The sequence below is a fragment of the Pseudomonas sp. TS_SC_3 genome (assembly GCF_056156225.1).
In genome coordinates, this window is record NZ_CM149586.1 from 3,851,674 (window position 1) to 3,874,466 (window position 22,793).

24 protein-coding genes and 2 tRNA genes are annotated in these 22,793 nt (G+C 59.1%); 10 read left to right on the plus strand and 16 right to left on the minus strand.

Annotation, left to right across the window (positions count from 1 at the left end):
• Positions 1-154: 154 nt before the first annotated feature.
• Complete coding sequence (locus AC0J6G_RS18105; RefSeq protein ID WP_475250131.1) at positions 155-1,072, minus strand: hypothetical protein; 918 nt, start codon at positions 1,070-1,072, stop codon at positions 155-157.
• Positions 1,073-1,083: 11 nt separating this feature from the next.
• Positions 1,084-1,515 (minus strand): hypothetical protein, encoded by a 432-nt coding sequence (locus AC0J6G_RS18110; RefSeq protein WP_475250132.1) that lies wholly within the window; start codon positions 1,513-1,515, stop codon positions 1,084-1,086.
• An 89-nt stretch (positions 1,516-1,604) separates the two neighbouring features.
• On the opposite strand from AC0J6G_RS18110, the gene AC0J6G_RS18115 reads away from it, so the two are divergent.
• Entirely contained in the window at positions 1,605-1,865 is a 261-nt protein-coding gene (locus tag AC0J6G_RS18115) for a helix-turn-helix domain-containing protein (RefSeq protein ID WP_475250134.1), read from the plus strand.
• On the opposite strand, the gene AC0J6G_RS18120 is transcribed toward AC0J6G_RS18115, so the two are convergent.
• The 11 genes from AC0J6G_RS18120 to AC0J6G_RS18170 all read right to left on the minus strand — a co-directional run bounded on the left by AC0J6G_RS18120 (position 1,862) and on the right by AC0J6G_RS18170 (position 11,852).
• Positions 1,862-2,200, minus strand: coding sequence for a hypothetical protein (locus AC0J6G_RS18120; protein WP_475250136.1), 339 nt, complete (start codon positions 2,198-2,200; stop codon positions 1,862-1,864). The genes AC0J6G_RS18115 and AC0J6G_RS18120 overlap by 4 nt on opposite strands.
• 487 nt (positions 2,201-2,687) lie before the next feature.
• Positions 2,688-2,763: transfer RNA gene (locus AC0J6G_RS18125), tRNA-Thr, on the minus strand.
• 292 nt (positions 2,764-3,055) lie between these two features.
• Positions 3,056-4,285, minus strand: a complete 1,230-nt coding sequence (locus tag AC0J6G_RS18130; RefSeq protein WP_475250138.1) for a methyltransferase — start codon at positions 4,283-4,285, stop codon at positions 3,056-3,058.
• A gap of 35 nt (positions 4,286-4,320) precedes the next feature.
• Positions 4,321-5,091 carry an ABC transporter permease gene (locus AC0J6G_RS18135; protein WP_475250140.1) on the minus strand — a complete coding sequence of 257 codons (771 nt, stop codon included), beginning with the start codon at positions 5,089-5,091 and terminating at the stop codon, positions 4,321-4,323.
• Entirely contained in the window at positions 5,088-5,783 is a 696-nt protein-coding gene (locus AC0J6G_RS18140; RefSeq protein WP_475250142.1) for an ABC transporter permease, read from the minus strand. The genes AC0J6G_RS18135 and AC0J6G_RS18140 overlap by 4 nt, the downstream gene beginning before the upstream one ends.
• A 50-nt stretch (positions 5,784-5,833) precedes the next feature.
• Positions 5,834-6,586, minus strand: a complete 753-nt coding sequence (locus AC0J6G_RS18145; protein ID WP_475250144.1) for an ABC transporter substrate-binding protein — start codon at positions 6,584-6,586, stop codon at positions 5,834-5,836.
• 19 nt (positions 6,587-6,605) lie between these two features.
• Positions 6,606-7,379, minus strand: coding sequence for an ABC transporter ATP-binding protein (locus AC0J6G_RS18150; protein WP_475250146.1), 774 nt, complete (start codon positions 7,377-7,379; stop codon positions 6,606-6,608).
• Positions 7,380-7,773: 394 nt separating this feature from the next.
• Positions 7,774-7,849 (minus strand) — tRNA-Phe (locus AC0J6G_RS18155).
• Positions 7,850-8,272: 423 nt separating this feature from the next.
• The gene (locus tag AC0J6G_RS18160) at positions 8,273-8,545 is read right to left on the minus strand and encodes an oxidative damage protection protein (protein ID WP_475250148.1); all 273 of its coding nucleotides are present in this window, start codon (positions 8,543-8,545) and stop codon (positions 8,273-8,275) included.
• Positions 8,542-9,621: an A/G-specific adenine glycosylase gene (mutY, locus tag AC0J6G_RS18165; RefSeq protein WP_475250150.1), complete on the minus strand. Its 1,080-nt coding sequence runs from the start codon at positions 9,619-9,621 to the stop codon at positions 8,542-8,544. The genes AC0J6G_RS18160 and mutY overlap by 4 nt, the downstream gene beginning before the upstream one ends.
• Positions 9,618-11,852 carry an AsmA family protein gene (locus AC0J6G_RS18170; protein WP_475250152.1) on the minus strand — a complete coding sequence of 745 codons (2,235 nt, stop codon included), beginning with the start codon at positions 11,850-11,852 and terminating at the stop codon, positions 9,618-9,620. The genes mutY and AC0J6G_RS18170 overlap by 4 nt, the downstream gene beginning before the upstream one ends.
• A gap of 398 nt (positions 11,853-12,250) precedes the next feature.
• Here AC0J6G_RS18170 and hisB point away from each other — a divergent pair, with 398 nt between their 5' ends.
• The 7 genes from hisB to AC0J6G_RS18205 all read left to right on the plus strand — a co-directional run bounded on the left by hisB (position 12,251) and on the right by AC0J6G_RS18205 (position 17,526).
• Positions 12,251-12,844: an imidazoleglycerol-phosphate dehydratase HisB gene (gene hisB / locus AC0J6G_RS18175; protein ID WP_475250154.1), complete on the plus strand. Its 594-nt coding sequence runs from the start codon at positions 12,251-12,253 to the stop codon at positions 12,842-12,844.
• Positions 12,845-13,483 carry an imidazole glycerol phosphate synthase subunit HisH gene (hisH, locus tag AC0J6G_RS18180; RefSeq protein ID WP_475250156.1) on the plus strand — a complete coding sequence of 213 codons (639 nt, stop codon included), beginning with the start codon at positions 12,845-12,847 and terminating at the stop codon, positions 13,481-13,483.
• A complete protein-coding gene (locus AC0J6G_RS18185) occupies positions 13,484-13,744 on the plus strand; it encodes a DUF2164 domain-containing protein (RefSeq protein WP_475250158.1) in 261 nt (86 codons plus the stop codon).
• Between the two features lie 36 nt (positions 13,745-13,780).
• On the plus strand, positions 13,781-14,518 hold the full coding sequence (gene hisA, locus AC0J6G_RS18190) for a 1-(5-phosphoribosyl)-5-[(5-phosphoribosylamino)methylideneamino]imidazole-4-carboxamide isomerase (protein WP_475250160.1): 738 nt from the start codon (positions 13,781-13,783) through the stop codon (positions 14,516-14,518).
• A gap of 99 nt (positions 14,519-14,617) precedes the next feature.
• Positions 14,618-15,388 carry an imidazole glycerol phosphate synthase subunit HisF gene (gene hisF, locus AC0J6G_RS18195; RefSeq protein WP_296126720.1) on the plus strand — a complete coding sequence of 257 codons (771 nt, stop codon included), beginning with the start codon at positions 14,618-14,620 and terminating at the stop codon, positions 15,386-15,388.
• A 59-nt stretch (positions 15,389-15,447) separates the two neighbouring features.
• Positions 15,448-16,404: a stealth family protein gene (locus tag AC0J6G_RS18200; protein ID WP_475250162.1), complete on the plus strand. Its 957-nt coding sequence runs from the start codon at positions 15,448-15,450 to the stop codon at positions 16,402-16,404.
• 366 nt (positions 16,405-16,770) lie between these two features.
• On the plus strand, positions 16,771-17,526 hold the full coding sequence (locus AC0J6G_RS18205; protein WP_475250164.1) for a substrate-binding periplasmic protein: 756 nt from the start codon (positions 16,771-16,773) through the stop codon (positions 17,524-17,526).
• A gap of 72 nt (positions 17,527-17,598) precedes the next feature.
• On the opposite strand, the gene AC0J6G_RS18210 is transcribed toward AC0J6G_RS18205, so the two are convergent.
• From AC0J6G_RS18210 to gpmI, 3 genes are all read right to left on the minus strand, one after another.
• Positions 17,599-18,900, minus strand: a complete 1,302-nt coding sequence (locus tag AC0J6G_RS18210) for a S41 family peptidase (RefSeq protein WP_475250166.1) — start codon at positions 18,898-18,900, stop codon at positions 17,599-17,601.
• 122 nt (positions 18,901-19,022) lie between these two features.
• Positions 19,023-20,264, minus strand: coding sequence for a murein hydrolase activator EnvC family protein (locus AC0J6G_RS18215; RefSeq protein ID WP_475250168.1), 1,242 nt, complete (start codon positions 20,262-20,264; stop codon positions 19,023-19,025).
• Positions 20,265-20,431: 167 nt separating this feature from the next.
• Complete coding sequence (gene gpmI / locus AC0J6G_RS18220) at positions 20,432-21,967, minus strand: 2,3-bisphosphoglycerate-independent phosphoglycerate mutase (RefSeq protein WP_475250170.1); 1,536 nt, start codon at positions 21,965-21,967, stop codon at positions 20,432-20,434.
• A 146-nt stretch (positions 21,968-22,113) separates the two neighbouring features.
• Between gpmI and AC0J6G_RS18225 the strand changes: the two genes are divergently transcribed.
• Positions 22,114-22,527 carry a rhodanese-like domain-containing protein gene (locus AC0J6G_RS18225; protein ID WP_475250172.1) on the plus strand — a complete coding sequence of 138 codons (414 nt, stop codon included), beginning with the start codon at positions 22,114-22,116 and terminating at the stop codon, positions 22,525-22,527.
• A 1-nt stretch (position 22,528) separates the two neighbouring features.
• Positions 22,529-22,783: a glutaredoxin 3 gene (gene grxC, locus AC0J6G_RS18230; RefSeq protein WP_475250174.1), complete on the plus strand. Its 255-nt coding sequence runs from the start codon at positions 22,529-22,531 to the stop codon at positions 22,781-22,783.
• The last annotated feature ends 10 nt before the right edge of the window (positions 22,784-22,793 follow it).

The following is a 22,793-nucleotide window of genomic DNA, read 5'->3' on the forward strand; positions in this document are numbered from 1 at the left end:
TCACTACACCCGGTGAGTGCGATTCGGTTCTTTTTCACACTCGCACAGTGTGATTTCCACACGCTGATTGTGTGGAAACCACACACGCATCATGTGTTTTATTGATTGGCAGGTCCGCATGCGGCGTCAGTCGGATAGTCAGGTTGAATTCAAATCAGACAAAAACTCCGTGTTCCAGTTTGCCGATTAAATCTAATGCTTGCCTGAGCGGTAAGTCAGTCGGAGCAAGACCACCGAGCGATTGTATCGGCTGGCGTAGCCAGTCCTCAGCACTCGGCTGATTGCCATCAAACAGTCTGATCGCTGCATCAAGCAGCTCTTGTTCAATTGCCATGTGTTCCGCGAAATTTTGAATAATACCTTCGCATGCAGGGTCGTCGTTCACTCCACGCCAAGCGTGGTGTTCGGCATAATACTGTTCTAGCGAGCAGGTGATCGCTTCAATATCCTCGCTGTTTATTTGTGCTGTTCCATAGCCGACAGTACTCACAAGACGTTTGAAGAGTGCATCTAAGTGCTCTTTTTTAGTCAATGGCTTTGGGTTATAAAGGTTGAAAATAATCTCGCAGAGATTATTTATAGCTCGCCCTAAATCCTCAGCGGTGACCGAGTAAAAACTGCAACCGCATGACGCATTAAAATCACGCTCAATACCGGCATGAAGTGTATGCCAATTGCGGTAGCTGAAGTTTTGAATGGCTGACCAGGCCAGCTCATTTAAAATATCACCAGGTCTGAGTGGTGCATTAACGCTTTTGGAGCGGTTGAGCAGTACCACATACTTCAGCTGCCGAATTCTTTTACACGCAGCACTGCTGACTTCAATATCGTCCAGCAAAAGCAGCCAGTGCTCAAAATCCTTTTGCTCCAGGCATTCGTAGCTGCGAATGCCTGGGATCTCTGGCAAAACCACACTGACACGCACGGGTGTATAGCTAGTCAGCTCTTTTGCGTGTTGCCGCCAGTCGATGTTCAACTGCTTGCAGATTGCCCGAATGGGCCACAGTCTTTTGTCGCCTTGGCGAATGACCGGAATTAAGAAGCTCCCGCACTTCAGACGCTCAATCTCCACTTTGTAGACCCTCAGTCGGCACTGGCGGCGGCTTTGTTGCGCAGCGTTGCTCGAAAGCACGGCGTCGCCTCAGCTGGCTGAATAATCGACCTCAGGTCTTCTTCGAGTTGCCACGGGTTGCCGATCAAGTCTGTGTTTTTGAGTCGGTGTTCAAGGGTTGCAACCTCGTGCACCAACCGTTTAACCAGCAGGCTATTCCCATGTTCGGCGGAGCCGATGATTTTTAGCAGGCGCGGGATTTCATTGAGCGCCAAGCACAGGTTTCCGTTGACCGGATCTTTGCGGAACGGAAGGTCCAGCCTCGCGACTTCGTGACGGTTTGCGAGCGGGTAGTTGATGCAGCGCAAGATCCTTTCCAGCGTGAAGAGAAGGATGCGGTTCGGAAGATCGAATAGGGCGCTTCGGTTTCGGTCGACCGGAATAAGGGTTTTGATTTTGGTCATGCTGGCCTCGAATCTGAATATCTGTAAAGCAGATAACTGAAGATTAGATATACATTCTGCTCATGTCAACACTGCTAACGGATGCCTGGATGGAAAAGTCGGTCTACAGAGATGAGAACCTGGTCCTGCTACGCTTGCTCAAGCAGTGCCGCGTTGAGTCGGGGCTGACGCAGGCGCAGTTCGCTGAGGCGCTTGGTCGGCCCCAGTCGTTCGCTAGCGACATCGAACGCGGCTTGCGTCGATTGGACCTGGTGCAGTTACGTGACATCTGCCGAGTTCTCAGTCTTGATCTGATGGAATTTGTTCAGCGTTACGAAGCTGAACTCGAATCACCGAATAAGATGACCTAACCCGCGCCACCATCAAACTGTGCGAATTGGGCGCGTGCTGCGGCGCTTTCTCGTGCTATGGCTTCGTAGGCGCCGGCGTGCAACGCGGCTGTGTCAGAGCACAGGATGCGGATTGCTTGAAAGCATCCGTTGAGGCAGTCAGCCTGAAGCTCATCGAGATTGGGTGCGCCGCTCAGTGCGCCAAGCAGGCGTAGCACTGCGTGTTGACGTTGCATGGCTTCCTCATACAGCTCACTGGCTTTCGCATCACTGCGGTAGCCAAGAAGGCAGTCATGTTCATCGGCATTCAGTGCCGTGAAACTGGCTGTGGCAGGTGTTGAACTGATCTTGTACATAAGCTCGCCTCTAGAGTTTTAGAGGCCGCCATCACTCGCTACCAAACGAGGGGAGGCGGCTGTATGCGGGTTGGTAGACCGAGACTCTAGGAACTCAGCGCGCCGGAGCGCCCCGCATACAGTCGCCATAACAAGTTGCCCTGTTGTGCAGTGATCCTGGAGTCAGGTCTGTCGACCCGCCCATTCACACTATTCAGCTCTCTCAGGCTGTGCAAGTGCCCACATTACGTCATCCGGACGAGAAATGGCTTCATCATGAGTCGCCCTCAAGATGGTCAAACATGTGTTTGGTCGTTTTGGAGCGGCTATGAAATCTGCTGCTTGGTAAGGCGTGCCGACAGTTTTTCCCGACGAATGGTATTGAGGCTGGTGCGGATTTTTTCTAACCAAGAAGGCGTCAGGTGTCAAAACCCTACCCCAATCCTACCCCAAGCCGAATTTCAGGCACAAAAAAGGGCTACGTTTTCACGTAACCCTTTGATTTGTATGGTGCCGGCACCAGGAATCGAACCCGGGACCTACTGATTACAAGTCAGTTGCTCTACCAGCTGAGCTATACCGGCGATTGTGGGCCGCATTATATCGATTCGTTTGGCAGAGTAAAGTGCTCAGGGCGTAGAAATGTGCAGGGATTGTTATCAGTAGCGAAATGCTTATGCACATGTGCGGTGCATTTGTTGTGAGCGTGTACAAGCGTTGTGCGCTGGTTCGCGGTATTAGGTAAGCATATGTTTTTACAAGAGTTATTTTTAGATTAAAAAATGATCAGCGCAGCGATGGCGTGTTGTGACCGGCGTTTACGGGTTTTGCTCAGAATCTGTCAACAGAGTTATCCACAGATAATGTGGGTGGTATTTACGGCTTTTCAGCCAGTAGCAGCAAATTGCGTGGGCTCTGCTGATAGGAGCAGAAGCTGCCAAGCCTTACGCGAAATCCTTGTTCCTCGAGAAATAGCGCGCGGTCGAGTAGTAGCCAGAGCTCCAGGGGTCGACGAAAAAGGCCGCGCAGCAGTTCTAGGTTGCGGACTTCTGCCAGGCGCTGCCAGCCATTGTGTTCAAGCTGCTGCCAGTTATGCGCAGTTGGTAGCGGCAGTTGTTTGAGGGCGGCGAGGTCTTTGCAGTAGTCGGCAAAGGGCTTGTCCAGCCAGGCGGCAGGCAGCGAGGGGGTTGGCAGGTATTCATTGATACCGCGCAGCTGGCGTTGCAGCACGTCAAAGGCCAGACGGCGGGCCATGGATTGATCGCGCTGGCGGCGTACCCGTGCGCCGGCGGTGACGGTTTCGCTTAGAGGCAGGCCGAGATCGTCGATGGACAGCTGCAGTGTCGAGGACTGGGCGTTTGCCGACAGTGGCTGATAGTACGCGGTGCGGATGCGGTTATAGCAGCAGGGCGCGACGGCCAATTGCTGGCAGCCGGCTTGGCTGGCCAGTTGCAGCAAGCGTGTGTGCAACTCGCCGCATGCGTGCAAGGCCACAGGCGTGTGTTGCGCTTGCAGCTGCGCCGCAGCGCCCTCAGCCAGTACATCCTGCTCGATATGCTGTGCGGCGATGCCGAGTTTATGGCTGAGTTGCTGACCGCTGCTGACCAGGTTTGGGTCGTATTCCAGGCAGGTCAGGGTGCCGCCGCCGTGTGCGAGCATGCGGCCAAGGTGACCTTTGCCAGCGCACCAGTCCAGCCAATGCTGCGGTGTATGGCTAAAGCTCAAGCTGCGGGCGAAGGCGTCGATCTGCTGCCACTTGCGGCCCGGCACATCGCTGCTAAAGCGCGCAGGCAATACCGTCGCGGGTAGCTGTGGCAATTCACCGATCTGGCTTAGGTCATGAGCCTGAGCGGCCAGTTGCGGGAAGGGCGCGGGTGCTGGCAGCAGGTGCGGTTGGTTATGCGCTGCTTCCGCATGCTCCAGGCTTTGTGCCCTGAGCCAGGCTGCCAGCTGTGGGTGCTCGGCTTCCCAAGGCAGTGCCGGGTAATGCACAAAGGGCCGTGGTCGCCACAGCGCTTGGTGCTCGATAAGGAAGCTGTCGAGTGCTTGAAAACGCTGCAGCAAGGCAGCGTCTTGCAGGATCTGGGCGGGAGTGGTGGTTGGCATGATGGCAGTGCCTGAAGGCGCGAGCCCTCAGGCAATCAGCGGCCCTGGCAGGCGTCGACGCGCAGCCAGCGTTCCAGCAGCTTGAAGCCGCGCACCAGCAGGAAGGCGATCAGCAGGTAGAACATCCCGGCGGCAAAGAAGATCTCCACCGGCAGGTAGGTGCGAGCAATGATGGTGCGGGCCATGCCGGTTAGTTCCAGCAGGGTCACGGTACTGGCCAGGGCGCTGGCCTTGAGCATCAGGATCACTTCGTTGCTGTAGGCCGGCAGACCGATACGCGCGGCGCGCGGCAGGACGATATAGAACATGGTCTTCGCCCGCGACATGCCCAAGGCGCGAGCGGCTTCGATCTCGCCCGGTGGCACGGCCTGAATCGCACCACGCAGAATTTCGGCGATATAAGCAGCGGTGTGCAGGGTCATGGTCAGTACCGCGCACCAGTATGGGGAGCGCAGATAGGGCCAGAGCGGGCCTTCGCGCACCGCATCGAACTGTGCCAGGCCGTAGTAGACCAGGAACAGCTGCACCAGCAGCGGCGTGCCACGGAAGAAGAAGATGTAGCCGTAGGGCAGGGCGCGCACATACCAGTGCCGCGAGGCGCGGGCGATGCCCATGGGCAACGCGAGAATCAGCCCGGCGAGAACGGCGATGGCCACCAGTTCCAGGGTCAGCAGAGCACCTTCAGACAGACGAGGTAGCCACTTGATGATCACGTCCCAGTTGAGGGCAGTTAGGCCGCCCCACAGCGCATAGGCAATCAGCGCAACGGCAACTGACCAGGCGGCTATTTCAGAAATCTTTTTCATGATGCGCTCCTGATAAAACCACGGCTGGAGCGTTTTTCCAGGAAGTGCATGCCAATCATCGCGAGCACGGTCAGGCCAAGGTAGATAAAGGCCGCCACCAGATAGAAGGTGAAGGGCTCCTTGCTGGCGGTCACGGCGATTTGCGAGCGGCGCATGATTTCTTCCAGGCCGATCACCGACACCAGTGCGGTGTCCTTCATCAGGATCATAAACAGGTTGCCCAGGCCGGGCAGGGCGATGCGCCACATCTGCGGCAGGATTAGCCGCCAGAAGATCCGTGGTTTGGACATGCCCAAGGCTTGGCCGGCTTCGCGGTGGCCCTTGGGGATAGCCAGGATCGCGCCGCGAAACACCTCGGTGGCGTACGCGCCGAAGCAGATGCCGAGGGCGATGGTGCCGGCGGCAAAGGCGTTCAGCTCAAGGCTTTCGATGCCGAGCAGGTCCGCCAAGTTGCGCATCAGCTGCACGGTGCCGAAATAGATCAGCAACACCCAGAGCAGCTCGGGAATCCCGCGCACGATGGTCGAGTAAGTACCGCCAAGCCATTGCAGCGGCTTGTACGGGGAAGTCTTGGCGAGTGCGCCGAGCAAACCGAGCACCAAACCCAGGCACAGCGCGCTGAGCGCCAGCTTGATAGTCATTAGGGTGCCAGCAGCCAGGGCCGGGCCGAATCCGTAGAGGTCGAAAGTCATAGGGGCTCAGAAGCCTGCGCCGCCCGTATGAGCGGCGCAGTGCCGGCAGCTTAGTAGATGCTGAACGGGAAGTACTTGTCGTTGATCTTCTTGTAGGTGCCGTCAGCCACGATCTCGGCCAAGGCCGCGTTCAGTTTCTCACGCAGAGCGTCGCCCTTGCGTACGGCAATACCGATCTTGTCGTTATCGAATACGGGGTCGCCCTTGAATTCGAAGCTTTTGCCGGCATCGCTCTTCAGCCATTCCCAGTTAACGAAGGTGTCAGCCAGCACGCCGTCGAGGCGGCCCGAAGACAGGTCGAGGTAGGCGTTTTCCTGGGTGTCGTACAGTTTGATGTCGACCACGCCATCGAGGTTGTCTTCCAGCCAGGTGCCGGCGATGGTGGCCCGCTGGGCACCGATCACTTTGCCTTTCAGGTTGGCTTTATCGGTCTTGAAATCGCCGCCTTTTGGCGCGATGAACTGCAGTTTGTTGGTGTAGTAAGGGTTGGTGAAATCAACCGCCACCTTGCGCTCGTCAGTGATCGACATGGACGCGATCAGGAAGTCGAATTTCTTTGCGTTCAGGGCGGGGATGATGCCGTCCCAATCGGAGGTAACCACTTCGCACTCGGCCTTCATCTTGGCACACAGGGCCTGACCGATTTCCACGTCAAAACCGCCGACCTGGCCGCTGGCGTCAATCAGGTTGAATGGCGGGTAAGCGCCTTCAGTGCCCAGTTTGAGTTTGTCAGCAGCGACGGCGCTGGTGCCGAACGCCAGGGTGGCGGCAGCGGCCAGCAGGATTTTCTTGTAGTTCTGCATGCGTAGTTGCTCCGTGTGTTTAGTGATTGCTGGACATGAATTGTTTGCAGCGCGCCGAGTTCGGGTTGTCGAACACCTGCTCCGGGGAGCCCTGCTCTTCAACCAGGCCTTGATGCAGGAACACCACTTCACTGGACACCTGGCGGGCAAAGCCCATTTCATGTGTTACCAGCAACATGGTGCGGCCTTCCTCAGCGAGTGCGCGGATCACATTAAGCACTTCTTGTACCATTTCCGGGTCGAGGGCTGAGGTGGGCTCATCGAACAGGATGACTTTCGGCTGCATCGCCAGGGTACGGGCAATCGCCGCCCTCTGTTGCTGGCCGCCGGAAAGCTGATTGGGGTAGACGTGGCGCTTGTCGGCGATGCCGACTTTGGCCAGCAACGCCTCGGCCACTTCGATAGCCTCGGCCTTACTCTGCCCCAGCACGCGACGCGGCGCCTCGATGATGTTGTCGAGCACGCTCATGTGCGGCCACAGATTGAAATTCTGGAATACAAAGCCGATCTCGCTGCGCAAGCGGTTGATCTGGCGATTGTCGGCGGCGATCAGGTCGCCATTTTTCGCGGCTTTGAGCTTGAGTTCCTCGCCGGCGAGGATGATCTGCCCTTTATGCGGGTTTTCCAGCAGGTTGATGCAGCGCAGAAAGGTCGATTTACCGGAGCCGGAAGAGCCGAGGATGGAAATCACATCGCCGTCGCGAGCGGTGAGGGAGATGCCCTTGAGCACCTCAAGGTCGCCGTAGCGTTTGTGCAGGTCGCGAATTTCCAGCGCGGGCGTGGCCTCGGCCATGGGGTGTCCTCTTATTGTTCGATTACGCCAGAGCCTGTCTCGGGTCTGCTACGCGTCGGCCACACTACGTTGAACGCGGCCTCGGATGCTCATTTGCAGCTTGTAAGCTGCGTTTGTTCATTCCCTATCACCTTGTTTGGCGCTGGCTCGCGAGGGCCGATACAGCTTCTCGACGTTGCGTGGCCCTCCTTGCGAGGCGTCAAGCTAGCATAGCGTTTCGCTGACCGCCAAGCCGTTTCCCGGCCTGAGCGTTCTCGTCGGGCCATGCTGTCGCTTGGCCGCAGTTGGCTGTCGCGCGCGCACAATTTCAGCGGGTTAATAGGCTGGCATGCGCTAAATCGTAGGCAAGAAAAAACCCCAAGGAAGGTTAGTTCGCTTGGGGTTTATCTGTATTTGGTGCCCGGGGACGGAATCGAACCGCCGACACGGGGATTTTCAATCCCCTGCTCTACCGACTGAGCTACCCGGGCCAACGGCGGCTATTAGACGGATTTTAAGGGGGGGTGTCAAGCGTGATTTTGGAAAATATTTAATTATTACGGGCGCTTAGGTTCGGGAGGAGGGGGAAAGGCCGGCGGCGCGGGGTAGCTCGAATACAATTCTGGGGCGATTTTTCAGGTGGCGGGGTTTTCCGGATTTCATTCGGGCTACTAGGCGAGGTGACTGCCGTGGTGTTGCTTTAGCGCGATTACTGCAAGGGCATATCGCCGCTAAAGCGCCGTTCGCAGGGTGGTCGGGTTATGCGGGAGGTGGGGGATTGGTTGTGGGAGGGGCTTCAGTCGCGCGGGGTGTGGTGGCGGTGTCGGGTAGATGACGCTTGTTTATCCACCATCGCCGTGTGGTCGATGGATAAAGCGTCACCCACCCCAGTGTCTGGGCAATGGGCGCGGCGTTTATTCGCTGGGCGGTACGTAGCCGTCGGCCTGGGCGTATTCCTCGCCGGAGAGGAATTTGTCCATCTCGACTTGGAGGAACTTGCGGTCTTCGGCGTTCATCATGTTCAGGCGCCGCTCGTTGATGAGCAGGGTCTGGTGTTTCTGCCATTCATCCCAGGCTTGCTTGGAAACGTTGTTGTAGATGTCTTCGCCTTTGGCGCCCGGATACGGCGGGCGGTCCAGGCCGGGAAGTTCTTGCTTGTGTTTGCGGCACTGTACGGTGCGAGTCATGGTGTTTCTCCAGTGTTCTGTGATGTGGCGAGTGCATCGGCCGCACGCTTCAGTAGTTTCTTCACAGGGGCGGCAAGGCCCAGGCGCGGCGGGGTGGCGAGGTTATACCAGAGCCAGTCCGCCTCGGCCACGACGGCTGGCGCGGCGTCGACGTGGACTAACCAGGGCTCGATGGCCAGCTGAAAGTGGCTGAAGGTGTGGGTCAGTCCGGCTTGTATCTGGCATGCGCCCAGGCTTAAGCCGTGGCGGTTGGCCAGGTCGTCCAGGGCTTGCAGGTCATCAAGCTCGGGCAAGCTCCATAAACCGCCCCAGAGGCCGCTGGACGGGCGGCGATAGAGCAGCACCTCGCCGTTGCGGTTGGCGAGAATCGGCATCAGGGTGCGTTTCTGTGGCAGCGTTTTGCGTGGCTTGGGAATCGGGTAGCGGATCTCAAGGCCGAGCAGGTGCGCCTGGCAGCCACTTCTCAGCGGGCACAGTAGGCAGCTGGGTTTGCTGCGGGTGCACAGGGTGGCGCCCAGATCCATCATCGCCTGGGTGTAGTGGTTGACGCGGGCCTGTGGAGTGAAGCGTTCGGCCACATCCCACAGCTGTTTAGCCACCTTCGGCTCGCCCGGATAGCCTTCTTGGGCGACGTAGCGCGCCAGCACACGTTTAACGTTGCCGTCGAGGATCGGCGCACGCAGGCCCATGCTGAGGCTGGCGATGGCGCCGGCGGTGGAGCGGCCGATGCCGGGAAGCTCGGTGAGCTGGTCGACATCACGGGGGAATTCGCCGACATATTCGCGCGTCACGATCTGCGCGGTTTTCTGCAGGTTGCGTGCGCGGGTGTAGTAACCGAGGCCCGTCCACAGGTGCAGCACTTCGTCTTCTGGTGCGGTGGCCAGGTCATTTACCGTCGGTAAGGCGGCCATAAAGCGGTCGAAGTAGCCGAGCACGGTGCTGACCTGAGTCTGCTGCAGCATGATCTCCGAGACCCACACGCGATACGGCGTGATGCCCTGCTGCCAGGGCAGGTCCTTGCGCCCATGGCTGTCGTACCAGTTCAGCACTGCATCAGAAAATTGCTCAGGACTCATCGGTTAAACAGGCCCTTGAGTGCGTCTTTCAGTTCGGGGCTGACCTTGTCGCCGAGTTTTTCTTCGATCTTCTCGTTGAGCTTGTTGCCCGCAAGTTTGGCGGCGACCTTGCCCAGGCCGTCTTGATCCAGGCGGCAGGCTTTGCCGCCCATTTCCAGCGGGCCGCGGCAGCGTACGGGCCATTCGATGCCGACATAACGCGCGTTGACCTGGCAAGCCGGATCAGGCATTTCGCGCTGGTCGCCGGTGATGGTGATGCCCACGCGGTAGTCGAGGCCGAGGATGCGCAGGTCCACATCGCCATTGCCGTTGACCGCCAGGCCAGGGATGCGCGCCTTGAGGTCGGGGTTGTGGGCGACGCCGTTGCGCAGAACCAGGCTGCCTTGCAGGGTTTCGAAAGGCGTGTCCTTGCCGCGTGGGTCGCTGCTCAGGGCTTTGCGGTTGAGCGTGGCGATGCCACGGCACAGCTGTTGTTCCAGGTTAGCGTCGACCAGCACGCCATCGTTAAGCAGGAAGCTGGCGTCGCCGGTTAGCCCGTCGACCCAGGCGCGCTGGCTGTTGCCGCTGGTGCTGAGGCGGGCGTTGAGGTCGAGCAAGCCTTTAACCGGCGAGGGTTGGTCGGGATTTTTCAGGAAGGGTTCGATCTGAATCCCCCGCAGGTTTTTTTGCACGCTGAGCAGCGGCACGGTTGGGCGCACATCGATGCTGGCGTTGGCGTCGAAACTGCCCGTGCCGATGGTGCCGCGCATGTCCTGCAGGGTGAGCAGGCCGCTCTTGCCCTGCGCTTTGGCGCTGAAATTGCTGATCACTTGTTGCTTGACGGTGAACTGGTCAAGCGCGAGGTCGAGCTGCATGTCCAGTTTGCGCAAGGTGGCGATTGGCAAAACATCGCTGCTGCTCCAGGCGTGCTGGGTCGGGGCATCAGGCAATGGTGTGCTGCCGCTTTCTCCGGCGCTGGCGACGCTGGCTTTGACTTCGTTTTGGCGTGCGGTCGTAGAGGCTTGGTCTGCCTTGCTCGGTACTGGCAAGTAGCGGTCGAGGTTCAGTTGGTCGCCCTTGAGGTTTACGCGCAGGGCTTGCTTGGCGAAATCGGCGATCGCCAGCTGACCGCTGAAGTGACTGTCATCGAGGGTCAGCTTGAGTTCTTCAAAGGTCAGGCTGTTATCGGTGCCGCTGAGGCGGGTGACCAGCTCGAACTGGCTGAGGGTTTTTTCATCGGCCATCGGTGGCAGTTTCTGGCCGATGGTGGCGAGGAATTCACGCAGGTTGAGCGGTGCTATGGACAGGCCGCCGCTGAGTTTTGGCTGTTTGTCGAGGTCGCGTACTTTCAGCTCGCCAAGGGCGCGCAGCTGATTGGCAGACAGTTTTAGGCTGTTCCATTCAGCCACTTGAGCGGCCAGATCGACCAATAGCTGGCCTTGGGCCGAGTAGGTCAGGGTTTGACCATCGAAGGGTTCGCCGGAGACCTCGCCGGAGAACTTGGCGTCTTCCAGTTGATAACGCTTAAGGGCGCGGTCGAAGCGCAGCTCACCCTGCAGTTCGCTGCGGGCGCGCACGACCGGCTTGTTAACGCCGAAGAAGGCGCTGAGTTTGACCGGGATGCCCGCCCCTTCGCGGATTGCTCCGGTGGTCAGCTGAATGCTTTCGGCGCTGAATTGCTGGCCTTTCTGCACGTCGTGGTAGTCGATGCGCGCGCTGTTGACGATCAGGCTGTCGATATCCAGCTTCAACGGCTGGCTGCTTTCGCCGGGCTCGGCGGCTGGGCTTTCGCTCTGTGCGCTGTCGTTGGTTACGACTGCGGCGTCGGTTGATGCGGCCTTGGTATTGGCTGGTTTGCCGACGTTCTCCCAGTTGCTCCGGCCTTTTTCGTCGCGCTGCAGGTTGAGGTTAAGGCCGTCGATGCGGATGTCGCTCATCTGTACTTCTTTGCGCAGCAGTGGCAGCACGCGCACCGACAGGCCGAGCAGGCGCAGATCAGCGAACGGTTTGTCCGGGGTGCTGAGACTGGCGAGGGTGGCGTCGGTCAGCTCCAGGCCGAGCCAGGGGAACAGGCTCCAGCCGATATCACCGTTGAGGGTTAGCTCCAGGCTGGCCTTGTCGCGGGCAAGCTGGCGGATTTCGTCTTTGTAATCGTTAGGATCGAACAGGTGAGTGAGGGCAAAGCCCAATGCCACGATGATCAGCAAGAGCCCGAGAAAAAACAGGCCGAGGATTTTGCCGAGCGCTTTCATGTGCGAATCCTTGTTTCGAAACTAAAAGAGTGAAGAACAGCAATTTCAGCCGGCGAGTATAGCGCCAGTACTTTTGTCTAGGCCCTTGGCTGTGCTGTTTAGGTGGCGATTTTGCAAGCAGCTTTTACCGCAGCCCTCGGGCCTGAGCGTCAGCGAGCAGGCTTGCCCGGGCGATTGGTTGCTTGGGGCTGGGCATTTTGAGCCATAAGTGGGCGGCCGGTTCCCTGTGGCCTGCGCGCGTGCAGGCAGTTGTTTGGGGGGCTGCGAGAATCGTCTGTGCGTTGTTGTGGTTGCTGATGGCCTAGGGTTTCTGGCTATCTGCTGGCCTTGCTTCAAGGTTGTGAACTTATCGGCCTATAATGGTCGCCCTTTGGCACAACGACTTTTTGGAGCTGGTGATGGCCGAACGTACGGCATCCGTCGAGCGCAATACCCTGGAGACCCAAATCAAGGTCTCGATCAACCTGGATGGGACTGGCAAAGCCAAGTTTGATATTGGCGTGCCGTTTCTTGAGCACATGCTCGATCAGATTGCCCGTCATGGCTTGATCGACCTGGACATCCAGTGCAAGGGCGACTTGCATATCGACGACCACCACACCGTGGAAGACGTCGGCATCACCCTCGGCCAGGCGTTTACCCAAGCCATTGGCGATAAAAAGGGCATGACCCGTTACGGCCATTCCTACGTACCGCTGGATGAAGCGCTGTCGCGTGTGGTGATCGACTTCTCCGGTCGTCCGGGCCTGCAGATGCACGTGCCGTTCACCCGCGCCGTGGTCGGTGGTTTTGACGTGGACCTGTTCCAGGAGTTCTTCCAAGGCTTCGTCAACCACGCCTTGGTCAGCCTGCACATCGACAACCTGCGCGGCACCAACACTCACCACCAGATTGAAACCGTGTTTAAGGCCTTTGGCCGCGCACTGCGCATGGCTATCGAGCTAGACCCGCGCATGGCCGGGCAAATGCCGTCGACCAAAGGCTGCCTGTAAATGCAGACGGTAGCCGTAATTGACTACGGCATGGGCAACCTGCACTCAGTCGCCAAAGCGCTGGAGCACGTCGGTGCCGGTAAAGTGCTGATCACCAGCGACGCTCAGGTGATTCGCGAAGCGGATCGCGTGGTGTTCCCCGGTGTAGGTGCGATCCGCGATTGTATGGCCGAGATCAAGCGCTTGGGCTTCGACAGCCTGGTGCGTGAAGTCAGCGCCGACCGGCCGTTTCTCGGTATCTGCGTGGGCATGCAGGCGCTGCTGGAACACAGCGAGGAGAACGATGGCGTTGATTGCATCGGCCAGTTCCCCGGTAAGGTACGTTTCTTCGGCAAGGACATGGTCGAAGACGGCGAGCCGCTGAAGGTCCCGCATATGGGCTGGAATGAAGTGGCGCAGTCGGTCAAACACCCGCTGTGGCACAACATCCCGGACCTGGCGCGCTTTTACTTCGTGCACAGCTATTACATCGAGGCCGGCAACCCTAAGCAGGTGGTCGGTCGCGGCCACTACGGCAAGGACTTCGCCGCCGCGCTGGCTGAAGGCTCGCGTTTCGCCGTGCAGTTCCACCCAGAAAAAAGCCACACCCACGGCCTGCAGCTGCTGCAGAACTTCGCCGCTTGGGATGGTCGCTGGTAAATGAGCCGGGGCAAGGCGAAGCCGCCAATCATGACCTTGAGCACCGAGCAGGAGCGTGATGCCTGCCTAGTGCTCAAGCGGTTTATGGCGGAGCGTTTTGAGCTGGAGCTGGGTAGTTTTGAGGTGGCTGAAATCCTCGAACTGTTTAGCCGGGAAATTGCGCCGCATTACTACAACCGGGCGATTTTCGATGTGCAGACTCACCTGAAAGAACGGTTCGAGAGCATCGAAAGCGACCTTTGGGCGCTGGAAAAAAGCTGACCCACCGAATTCACACGACTTGAGCAGGTTCAACCGATGCTGATTATCCCCGCTATCGATCTGAAGGACGGCGCCTGCGTACGTTTGCGCCAGGGCCGCATGGAAGACTCCACAGTGTTTTCCGATGACCCGGTGAGCATGGCGGCCAAGTGGGTCGATGGCGGCTGCCGTCGTCTGCATCTGGTCGACCTTAACGGTGCCTTCGAAGGCCAGCCGGTCAACGGTGAAGTGGTCACCGCCATTGCCAAGCGTTACCCGCACCTGCCGATCCAGATCGGCGGCGGTATCCGCTCGCTGGAAACCATCGAACATTACGTTAAGGCTGGCGTCAGCTACGTGATCATCGGTACCAAGGCGGTGAAAGATCCGCAGTTCGTCACCGACGCCTGCAAAGCCTTCCCCGGCAAAGTCATCGTGGGTCTGGATGCCAAAGACGGTTTCGTCGCCACCGACGGTTGGGCCGAAGTGTCCACTGTGCAAGCCACTGACCTGGCCAAGCGCTTCGAAGCCGATGGCGTCTCGGCCATCGTTTATACCGACATCGCCAAAGACGGCATGATGCAAGGCTGTAACGTCGAAGCCACCGCAGCCCTGGCAGCCGCCAGCCGTATTCCAGTGATCGCCTCCGGTGGCATCCACAACCTGAGTGATATCGAAAAGCTGTTGCTGGCGCGCTCGCCGGGCATCGTTGGTGCTATCACTGGGCGTGCCATCTATGAAGGCACTTTGGATGTGGCTGAGGCGCAAGCCTTCTGCGACAGCTTCAAGGGCTGATGTGAGCTGTAGGGTGGACAACGCTTTGCTTGTCCACCGCCACTTGGTGATCTGGTGGACAACGCTACGCGGTTGTCCACCCTACGAGAGATATCTGTTATGGCCCTCGCCAAACGCATCATCCCCTGCCTCGATGTCGACAACGGTCGCGTGGTCAAGGGCGTGCAGTTCGAGAACATCCGCGATGCCGGTGACCCGGTGGAAATCGCCCGGCGTTACGACGAGCAGGGCGCCGACGAGATTACCTTTCTCGACATCACCGCCAGCGTCGATGGTCGCGACACCACGCTGCACACCGTCGAGCGCATGGCCAGCCAGGTGTTTATTCCGCTGACCGTGGGCGGTGGCGTGCGCACCGTGCAGGACATTCGCAACCTGCTGAATGCCGGCGCGGACAAAGTATCGATCAACACCGCAGCGGTGTTTACCCCCGAGTTTGTGGGCGAAGCCGCCTCGCGCTTTGGCTCGCAGTGCATCGTTGTCGCCATCGACGCCAAGCGCGTGTCGCTGCCTGGCGAAACTCCGCGTTGGGAAATCTTCACCCACGGCGGCCGTAAGCCGACCGGCCTGGACGCCGTGCTGTGGGCGAAGAAGATGGAAGACCTTGGCGCCGGTGAAATCCTCCTGACCAGCATGGATCAGGACGGCGTGAAGAGTGGCTATGACTTGGGCGTAACCCGCGCCATCAGTGAAATGGTCGGTATCCCGGTGATCGCCTCCGGCGGCGTCGGTAACCTGCAGCACCTGGCCGACGGCATCATCGAAGGCAAGGCCGCGGCGGTGTTGGCGGCGAGCATCTTCCACTTCGGCGAATACACCATCCCCGAGGCGAAGGCCTACATGGCCAGCCGCGGTATCGTGGTGCGCTGAAGCGGGTTGCTTTTAACGGCTGTTGCAAACAGCTGTGTGGATTGAGAACTGGATTAGAAATGCAAATAGATGCTGTGATCACGTGGGTGAATGGGGGTGATGCCAACTGGCGTGCCAAGCGGCAGCATCACTCACGCGAGCCTCAGCACGACCTTTTGCCGTTTTCAAATGGCGAAGGGCGCTATCGCGATAACGACGATTTACTGTTTCTGCTGCGCTCGATGGAACAGTTTTGGGGCGTCGATGGCAACATCTTCATTGTGACCGATCAGCAAGTCCCCAGTTTTATCTGTGAGCACCCTCGGTTGCGCATCGTGGACCACTCGCAGATTCTCGATGCGCGCTATCTGCCGACATTTTCGTCGCGTGCAATCGAGTCGGCACTGCACCACATCCCCGACTTGGCCGAGCACTTCGTCTCGTTCAATGACGATCAAATGCTGATGCGGCCGGTTCAATCACAAGACTTCTTCAGCGCGGCTGGAACCAAGGTGTTTTTAACCCGCGAGCGAATCCCAACGACCGAGGCCGATCTGCAGTTGTCGGGGCATAACGATGCCAGCAATGCGCGGCATTGGATGCAGCAAACCTATGGCGCATCGACCATCGAGTTCATCCCCGAACACGCCCCCAAAGGCATCCGTAAAAGCTGGATGATGGAGCTGGAGGCTGCTCACCCGGATGTTTTTGATGAGGTGCGTCAGGAAAAATTCAGGCGCAAGACCGGTCAGAGCATTCTGGCTAATCTGTACCTTGACTGGTGTGCGACCCATGGCCGGGCCGATATTGGCTGGGAGCAGTGCCGGTACCTGCTAACCGATGATGTGGAAAATGAAACGGTGGCCTCGCTGATCGATTCGCTTGGGCATCATCTGTGTGTCTGTATCAATGACACCACCGACGACCGTTCAGACATCGCCTCAATGCGCGATAAGCTCGACCGCATTCGTACCGAGATTTTCCCTCGTCCAAGTTACTTTGAGTCACCCCAGCGTCAGGTAGCGGCGAGCGCTTAAGCGCCGAGTCGATTGCTGATGTTGGTCGTGGGCTGCTGATCAAACGCTCTATCTGTTTGAGCGTTTTACCCTCAAAAATGCCGGTTGCTTGATCCGCAGGCTATTGCTGCGGCGCAGTCGACAGCAAAGTCGCGGCGGGCTCGTTACCATCTGCCTGTTTGCGCTGGGTTCGGCTGCTGAATTAACAGCCCTCAGGCAATGTGGCGCATTCGTTGCCAGTGCATCGACGACCAAAGCGTGCTCAGGGCGAACCAGGCTCTTCAACGCAAGCCAATCTGTATCCAGGCCGGGTGTGACTCCAGGCTGGGCGAAGCCAATCGGGCTGAGTATGCTTGTAATTCAGCCCCACTATTGATGTGAGACGTCATGTTAAAGCAACTACTAACCGCCCTCGTTGGCACTGTTATGGTGCTCGCGGGCAGTGCTCGTGCAGAAATTGACCCGAACTACCGTATGGTCCTGCTCACCGAGAATTTCCCGCCGTACAACATGGCGATTAACGGCAAGAACTTCGCCCAGGAAGACAATATCGACGGTGTTGCCGTGGACATCATCCGTGAAATGTTCAAGCGCGCCGGCATTCAATACAACATGACCCTGCGCTTCCCTTGGGACCGTATTTACAAGTTGGCGCTGGAAAAACCTGGTTATGGCGTATTCGTTACCGCGCGCCTGCCGGAGCGTGAAGCGCTGTTCAAGTGGGTTGGGCCAATTGGTCCAGATGACTGGGTAATGCTGGGCAAAGCCGATAGCAGCATCACGCTGAACAGCCTGGACGATGCCAAGCAGTACAGAGTCGGTGCCTACAAGGGCGATGCGATTGCCGAGCATTTGGCTGAGAAGGGCCTGCAGCCGATCACTGCCCTGCGCGACACGGAAAACGCCAAGAAGCTGATGGACGGGCAGATCGACCTGTGGGCCACCGGTGACCCCGCCGGGCGTTACCTGGCCAAGCAGGATGGTATTTCCGGTCTGAAAACTATTCTGCGGTTCGACAATGCCGAGCTGTATCTGGCGCTGAACAAGGATACGCCCGACGAAGTGGCGCAGCGGTTGCAGAAGGCCCTGGACGAATTGCGTGCTGAAGGCTTTGTTGATGAGGTCATCAATAACTATCTGTAGCCTGTGAGCACTGATAAAAAAGCCCAGGCTTAATGATTCAAGCCCGGGCTTTTTATTGCCTGCTGCGCGGCGTTAGTCGCCGCGCGTGACGTTCAGGCCCTTGAGCAGATTCAAGGCCTGGCTCAGTTGGTAGTCGTCATCCTGCGGACGGTCTTTGGCTGGGGTTTTGTTCTTGCTGGGTTTGTCGGCACCGCCGTTGCCATTGCCCAGGTGGCCTTGCAGGTCAGCTTCCTTGATGCCGCTCTCGGCCTGCTCGCGGGTCAGCTTGGCGCGTGCCACTTCGATGTCCGGCACGATGCCCTGGGCCTGAATCGAGCGGCCGTTGGGGGTGTAGTAGAGCGCGGTGGTGAGTTTCAGGGCGCGGTCATTGTTCAGCGGCAGCACGGTTTGCACCGAGCCTTTACCGAAGCTGTCAGTGCCCATCACCACGCCGCGCTTGTGATCCTGCAGGGCGCCGGCAACGATCTCGGAGGCCGAGGCGCTGCCGCCGTTGATCAGCACCACCAGTGGCACGCCTTCACTGGCGTCAGCCGGATCGGCATTGAAGCGCAGCTCGGAGTTGGCGATACGCCCCTCGGTGTAGACGATCAGGCCTTTCTTGAGGAAGTGATCGGTGACTTCCACGGCGGCCTGCAACACGCCGCCGGGGTTGTTGCGCAGGTCAAGCACCAGGCCGCGCAGTTTCTTGCCGTTGTCTTTGCGCAATTTGGCCAAGGCCTTAGCGACTTCTTCACCGCTGTTGACCTGGAACTGAGTGATGCGCACGTAGCCGTAGCCGTCGTCGAGCAACTGGCTTTTCACACTCTTGACCTTGATCACCGCACGCGTGAGTTCAACATCAAAAGGTTTACTGCCTTCGCGCACCAAGGTCAGTTCGATGTCGCTGCCGGCTTTACCGCGCATTCTTTCCACGGCCTCCATCAGCGACAGGCCTTTAGTTGGCTGGCCATCGATCTTCACGATCAGGTCGCCGGGCTGAATCCCCGCAGCAGATGCTGGGGTGTCATCAATCGGTGAAATAACCTTGAGGAAGCCGTCTTCGGTGCCGAGCTCAATGCCCAAACCGCCGAATTCGCCGCTGGTGCTTTCCTGCAGGTCGCGGAAGGCTTCCGGCTCCAGATAGGCAGAATGCGGATCAAGGTTGCTGAGCATGCCTTTGATGGCGTTTTCCAGCAGGGTCTTGTCACTAACCGGCTCGACATAGGCGGACTTGATACGGTCCATCACCTCGGCAAAGGTGCGCAGGTCGTCCAGCGGCAGTGGCGCGCTGTCGTTGGCGGTGGCCGGTGCTTCGGCTGGCTCGGCCAGGGCAGCAGTGCTGCCCAGCAGGGTAACGGCCAGCGCGAGGGCGGTGAGGCGGAACAGATGCGGCATGTCGAACGTACTCCTGGTCCTGAATCGGTAATTGCTGCACGCGGGGTCGTTGAAAAAAACTGCGTTGCCGATGCGGTGTTGAAAACAGGCGCGGCGGCCTCGCTGACTTTTTAAACGGTCCGCTATCCTTGTGCGCGGCACCACTGTGCGGGGTCGGTTGGGCGGCCCTGCTGGCGAATTGCAAAATACAACGCTGAAGCTTCCTGGCCGCCGCTGTTGCCGACGGTGGCGATGGCTTCACCGGCTTTGACCACATCACCTGCATCCTTGAGCAAGCTCTGGTTATGCCCATAGAGGCTCAGGTAGCCGTTGCCATGGTCGAGAATGACCAGAAGTCCGGCGCCACGCAACCAGTCGGCAAACACCACACGCCCGCCATGTACGGCGCGCACCTGGCTGCCAGCGGATGCACCGATCAATACGCCATCCCACTTGGTGCGGGCGTCACCGCCGCGTGGCGTACCGAAGCGGGCCACCAGGCGCCCATCCACCGGCCAGGGCAGTTTGCCGCGGGCTTTGGCGAATGGGCCGCCAAAACTGGCGCCGGAGCTCACCAGTGGACCCGTCGGTGCGGGATTAGTGCTGCTGCGCGGTTGTTCGCGTGCGGCGAGCAGGGCTTGCTGGCGCGCGGCTTCCGCTTCGCGGGCCTGGCGGGCGAGGGTTTGCTCGATGGTTTTCAGCACCCGGGCCAGATTGGCTTGTTCCTGCTGGCGGGCTTTGAGCTTCTGGTCGCGGGCGGAGAATTCCTTGTTCAGCTTAGCCAGGGCCAGCTGCCGCTCTTTACGCACGCTGGCGAGCTGCTCGCGGCGACCGTCCAGTGCGCTTTTCTGCTCCAGCAGCTGGTTTTGCTGGTTGACGATGTCTTGTTCGACATTGGCCAGTTGGCGCAGGGTCTCATTGAAAGCGCTGAGTTGTTCCATGCGCGCTTCGCTGAGGTAGTCGTAGTAGGTCAGGGTGCGTGAGAATTTTTCCGGGTTCTGCTGGTTGAGCAGCAGTTTCACGTATTCCTGGCGGCCGCTTTGGTAGGCGGCGCGGGCCTGAATACCAATCAGGCGCTGCTGTTCAATGCGTGCACCTTCAAGTTTTTTTTTCTCGTTATCGAGGCGCTGGATTTCCTCTTCACTCTTTTTCAGGTCCTGCTGCAAACCTTTGACCTGCTTCTCCAGCTGGCCCATTTCGCTTTCGGTTTTCTTCAGGTCTTTCTGCACGCCGGATTTCTCCTGCTGCAGCTTCTGTAGCAGTTGCTTGAGCTCAGTGACGTCGGCGCGAGCGGCGTCCAGTTGCTTCTGCGCATCGCTCTTTTCGTCGGCAATGGCAGGCGTCAGCAGAAGGGTCAGGAAAATAAGGGCAAGGGCACGGAACATGGGGCTGGCAGCACCTGAATTAAGAACGCGCCTAGTATGCCTAAAAAATGGCCGGGAGCCATTTTTAACGTCGCCCAGCGACGGCCCGCAGAGTGGCCAGGCGCCATGTTGGCGTTACGCAATAAGACCCGCAGGCCAGGCGTTGCACCTGGCCTGCGGGCAGCGGTTTAGTTCAGCTCGACGATGCTGGTGCCCGTCATTTCCGCCGGTACCGGCAGGCCCATCAGGGTCAGCAGGGTCGGGGCTACGTCAGCCAGCACGCCGCCGGGGCGGATCGTCGCCGGGCGCTTGCCAACATAAATGAAAGGCACCGGCTCGCAGGTGTGCGCGGTGTGCGCCTGGCCGGTGCTTTCATCGGCCATCTGCTCGACGTTGCCGTGGTCGGCGGTGATCAGCGCTTCGCCGCCAACCTTGTCCAGCGCGGCGACGATGCGGCCGACGCAGCCGTCCAGGCACTCCACGGCGGCCACGGCGGCGGCAAACACGCCGGTGTGGCCGACCATATCGCCGTTGGCGTAGTTGACGATGATCACGTCATACCGCTGGTTTTCGATGGCGTCGACAATTTTGTCGGTAACTTCCGGCGCACTCATCTGCGGCTGCAGGTCATAGGTGGCAACGTTTGGCGAAGGGATCAGGATGCGCTCTTCACCGGCAAAGGGTTCTTCACGGCCGCCGGAGAAGAAGAAGGTGACATGGGCGTACTTCTCGGTCTCGGCAATGCGCAGCTGAGTTTTGCCGTTGTTCGCCAGGTATTCGCCGAGCACATTGGTCAGGGCTTGCGGCTTGTAGGCGCTGGTTGTCGGGATGCTTGCGGCGTACTGGGTGAGCATGACGAAGCCGGCCAGTTGCGGCACGCGCGTGCGCTCGAACTCTTTGAAGCCCGGCTCAACAAAGGCGCGGGTCAGCTCGCGGGCACGGTCGGCGCGGAAGTTCATAAACACCACGGCGTCGCCGTCCTCCATCCGCGCGGGCTCGCCGATGGTGGTGGCTTTGACGAATTCATCGCTTTCGCCACGCGCGTAGGCAGCCTGCAGGCCTTCCACAGCCGTGGCGGCGTTGAACTGGCCGTTGCCCTCGACTAACAGGTGGTAGGCCTGCTCGACGCGGTCCCAGCGGTTGTCGCGGTCCATGGCGAAGTAACGGCCGCTGAGGCTGGCGATGCGGCCCTTGCCGAGTTTGGCGAAGGTAGCATCAAGCAGCTCGATGGACGGCTGGGCGCTTTTCGGCGGGGTGTCGCGGCCGTCGAGGAAGGCGTGCAGGTAAATTTTCTCCGCACCGCGCTGGGCGGCCAGTTCGGCCATGGCGGCCAGGTGATCCTGGTGGCTGTGTACGCCGCCGTCGGAGAGCAGGCCGAGGATATGCACGGCCTTGCCGGCGTTGACGGCGTTGTCCACGGCGCTGGTGATGGCGGGGTTGGTGAAGAAGTCGCCATCGCGAATCGCTTTGGTCACCCGGGTGAAGTCCTGATACACCACGCGGCCTGCGCCGAGGTTCATATGGCCGACCTCGGAGTTGCCCATCTGCCCGTCTGGCAGGCCGACATCCATGCCGGAGCCTGAAATCAAGCCATGGGGCTGGGTGGCGCGCAGATGGTCATAGACCGGCGTGTTGGCGGCCATGATGGCGTTGGATTCGGGGCTGTCACTGTGGCCGAAGCCATCGAGGATGATCAGTACCAGGGGTTTGGGCGTGGCGCTCATAAAGCTGGTTCGCTCTGGGTCGATGGGCGGGAAACAAAGGTGGGTATTTTACGGCCAAGCGTCACAAACGTCACCGCCGTGCGGGGTTTGGCCGGCCTGTGTGGCTGTGTATACTGGCCCACATTTTACCGCCCCGGAACCGCACAATGCTTGCCAACTTGATTGAATTTGCCACCACCCACTACGTCCTGAGCGGATTATTCCTGGCTCTGCTGGCGCTGCTGATCTTCACCGAAGCGCGCAAAGGCGGGCAGAGCCTGAGCAGCCGCGAGCTGACTGCGTTGGTCAACAGCGAGCAGGGCGTGGTGCTGGATATCCGTGGGCAGAAGGATTTTTCCGCCGGGCATATCGTTGGCGCGCTGAATATTCCCTTCGAAAAGCTCACCAGCCGCATGGTTGAACTGGACAAGCACAAGGCCAAGACCATCATCGTGGTTGATGCCATGGGCCAGCACGCCGGTGCAGTGTGCCGCGATTTGAAAAAAGCCGGCTTTACGGCCGCCAAGCTGTCTGGCGGCATCGCCAGCTGGCGCGGTGACAACCTGCCTTTGGTGAAGTGAGATGCAGCCAGTCGTTATCTATTCCAGTGATTGGTGCCCGTACTGCACCCGCGCTAAGCAACTGCTGAGCCGTAAAGGTGTCACCTTCGAAGAAATCAAGGTCGATGGCAAGCCGGAGCTGCGCGCGGAAATGACCCGCAAGGCGCGGCAGACCTCAGTGCCACAAATCTGGATCGGTGACACCCACGTGGGTGGTTGCGATGACCTTCACGCCTTGGAGCGCGCCGGCAAGCTCGATGCGTTGCTCAAGGCTTAATTCCCTGTTT

What these genes read in the sequence shown, in the direction of transcription:
- AC0J6G_RS18110 (WP_475250132.1), bottom strand. Translation starts at nt 1,515, where the DNA reads ATGACCAAAATCAAAACCCTTATTCCGGTCGACCGAAACCGAAGCGCC.
- AC0J6G_RS18115 (WP_475250134.1), top strand. Translation starts at nt 1,605, where the DNA reads ATGGAAAAGTCGGTCTACAGAGATGAGAACCTGGTCCTGCTACGCTTG.
- AC0J6G_RS18120 (WP_475250136.1), bottom strand. Translation starts at nt 2,200, where the DNA reads ATGTACAAGATCAGTTCAACACCTGCCACAGCCAGTTTCACGGCACTG.
- AC0J6G_RS18130 (WP_475250138.1), bottom strand. Translation starts at nt 4,285, where the DNA reads ATGCCAACCACCACTCCCGCCCAGATCCTGCAAGACGCTGCCTTGCTG.
- AC0J6G_RS18135 (WP_475250140.1), bottom strand. Translation starts at nt 5,091, where the DNA reads ATGAAAAAGATTTCTGAAATAGCCGCCTGGTCAGTTGCCGTTGCGCTG.
- AC0J6G_RS18140 (WP_475250142.1), bottom strand. Translation starts at nt 5,783, where the DNA reads ATGACTTTCGACCTCTACGGATTCGGCCCGGCCCTGGCTGCTGGCACC.
- AC0J6G_RS18145 (WP_475250144.1), bottom strand. Translation starts at nt 6,586, where the DNA reads ATGCAGAACTACAAGAAAATCCTGCTGGCCGCTGCCGCCACCCTGGCG.
- AC0J6G_RS18150 (WP_475250146.1), bottom strand. Translation starts at nt 7,379, where the DNA reads ATGGCCGAGGCCACGCCCGCGCTGGAAATTCGCGACCTGCACAAACGC.
- AC0J6G_RS18160 (WP_475250148.1), bottom strand. Translation starts at nt 8,545, where the DNA reads ATGACTCGCACCGTACAGTGCCGCAAACACAAGCAAGAACTTCCCGGC.
- mutY (WP_475250150.1), bottom strand. Translation starts at nt 9,621, where the DNA reads ATGAGTCCTGAGCAATTTTCTGATGCAGTGCTGAACTGGTACGACAGC.
- AC0J6G_RS18170 (WP_475250152.1), bottom strand. Translation starts at nt 11,852, where the DNA reads ATGAAAGCGCTCGGCAAAATCCTCGGCCTGTTTTTTCTCGGGCTCTTG.
- hisB (WP_475250154.1), top strand. Translation starts at nt 12,251, where the DNA reads ATGGCCGAACGTACGGCATCCGTCGAGCGCAATACCCTGGAGACCCAA.
- hisH (WP_475250156.1), top strand. Translation starts at nt 12,845, where the DNA reads ATGCAGACGGTAGCCGTAATTGACTACGGCATGGGCAACCTGCACTCA.
- AC0J6G_RS18185 (WP_475250158.1), top strand. Translation starts at nt 13,484, where the DNA reads ATGAGCCGGGGCAAGGCGAAGCCGCCAATCATGACCTTGAGCACCGAG.
- hisA (WP_475250160.1), top strand. Translation starts at nt 13,781, where the DNA reads ATGCTGATTATCCCCGCTATCGATCTGAAGGACGGCGCCTGCGTACGT.
- hisF (WP_296126720.1), top strand. Translation starts at nt 14,618, where the DNA reads ATGGCCCTCGCCAAACGCATCATCCCCTGCCTCGATGTCGACAACGGT.
- AC0J6G_RS18200 (WP_475250162.1), top strand. Translation starts at nt 15,448, where the DNA reads ATGCAAATAGATGCTGTGATCACGTGGGTGAATGGGGGTGATGCCAAC.
- AC0J6G_RS18205 (WP_475250164.1), top strand. Translation starts at nt 16,771, where the DNA reads ATGTTAAAGCAACTACTAACCGCCCTCGTTGGCACTGTTATGGTGCTC.
- AC0J6G_RS18210 (WP_475250166.1), bottom strand. Translation starts at nt 18,900, where the DNA reads ATGCCGCATCTGTTCCGCCTCACCGCCCTCGCGCTGGCCGTTACCCTG.
- AC0J6G_RS18215 (WP_475250168.1), bottom strand. Translation starts at nt 20,264, where the DNA reads ATGTTCCGTGCCCTTGCCCTTATTTTCCTGACCCTTCTGCTGACGCCT.
- gpmI (WP_475250170.1), bottom strand. Translation starts at nt 21,967, where the DNA reads ATGAGCGCCACGCCCAAACCCCTGGTACTGATCATCCTCGATGGCTTC.
- AC0J6G_RS18225 (WP_475250172.1), top strand. Translation starts at nt 22,114, where the DNA reads ATGCTTGCCAACTTGATTGAATTTGCCACCACCCACTACGTCCTGAGC.
- grxC (WP_475250174.1), top strand. Translation starts at nt 22,529, where the DNA reads ATGCAGCCAGTCGTTATCTATTCCAGTGATTGGTGCCCGTACTGCACC.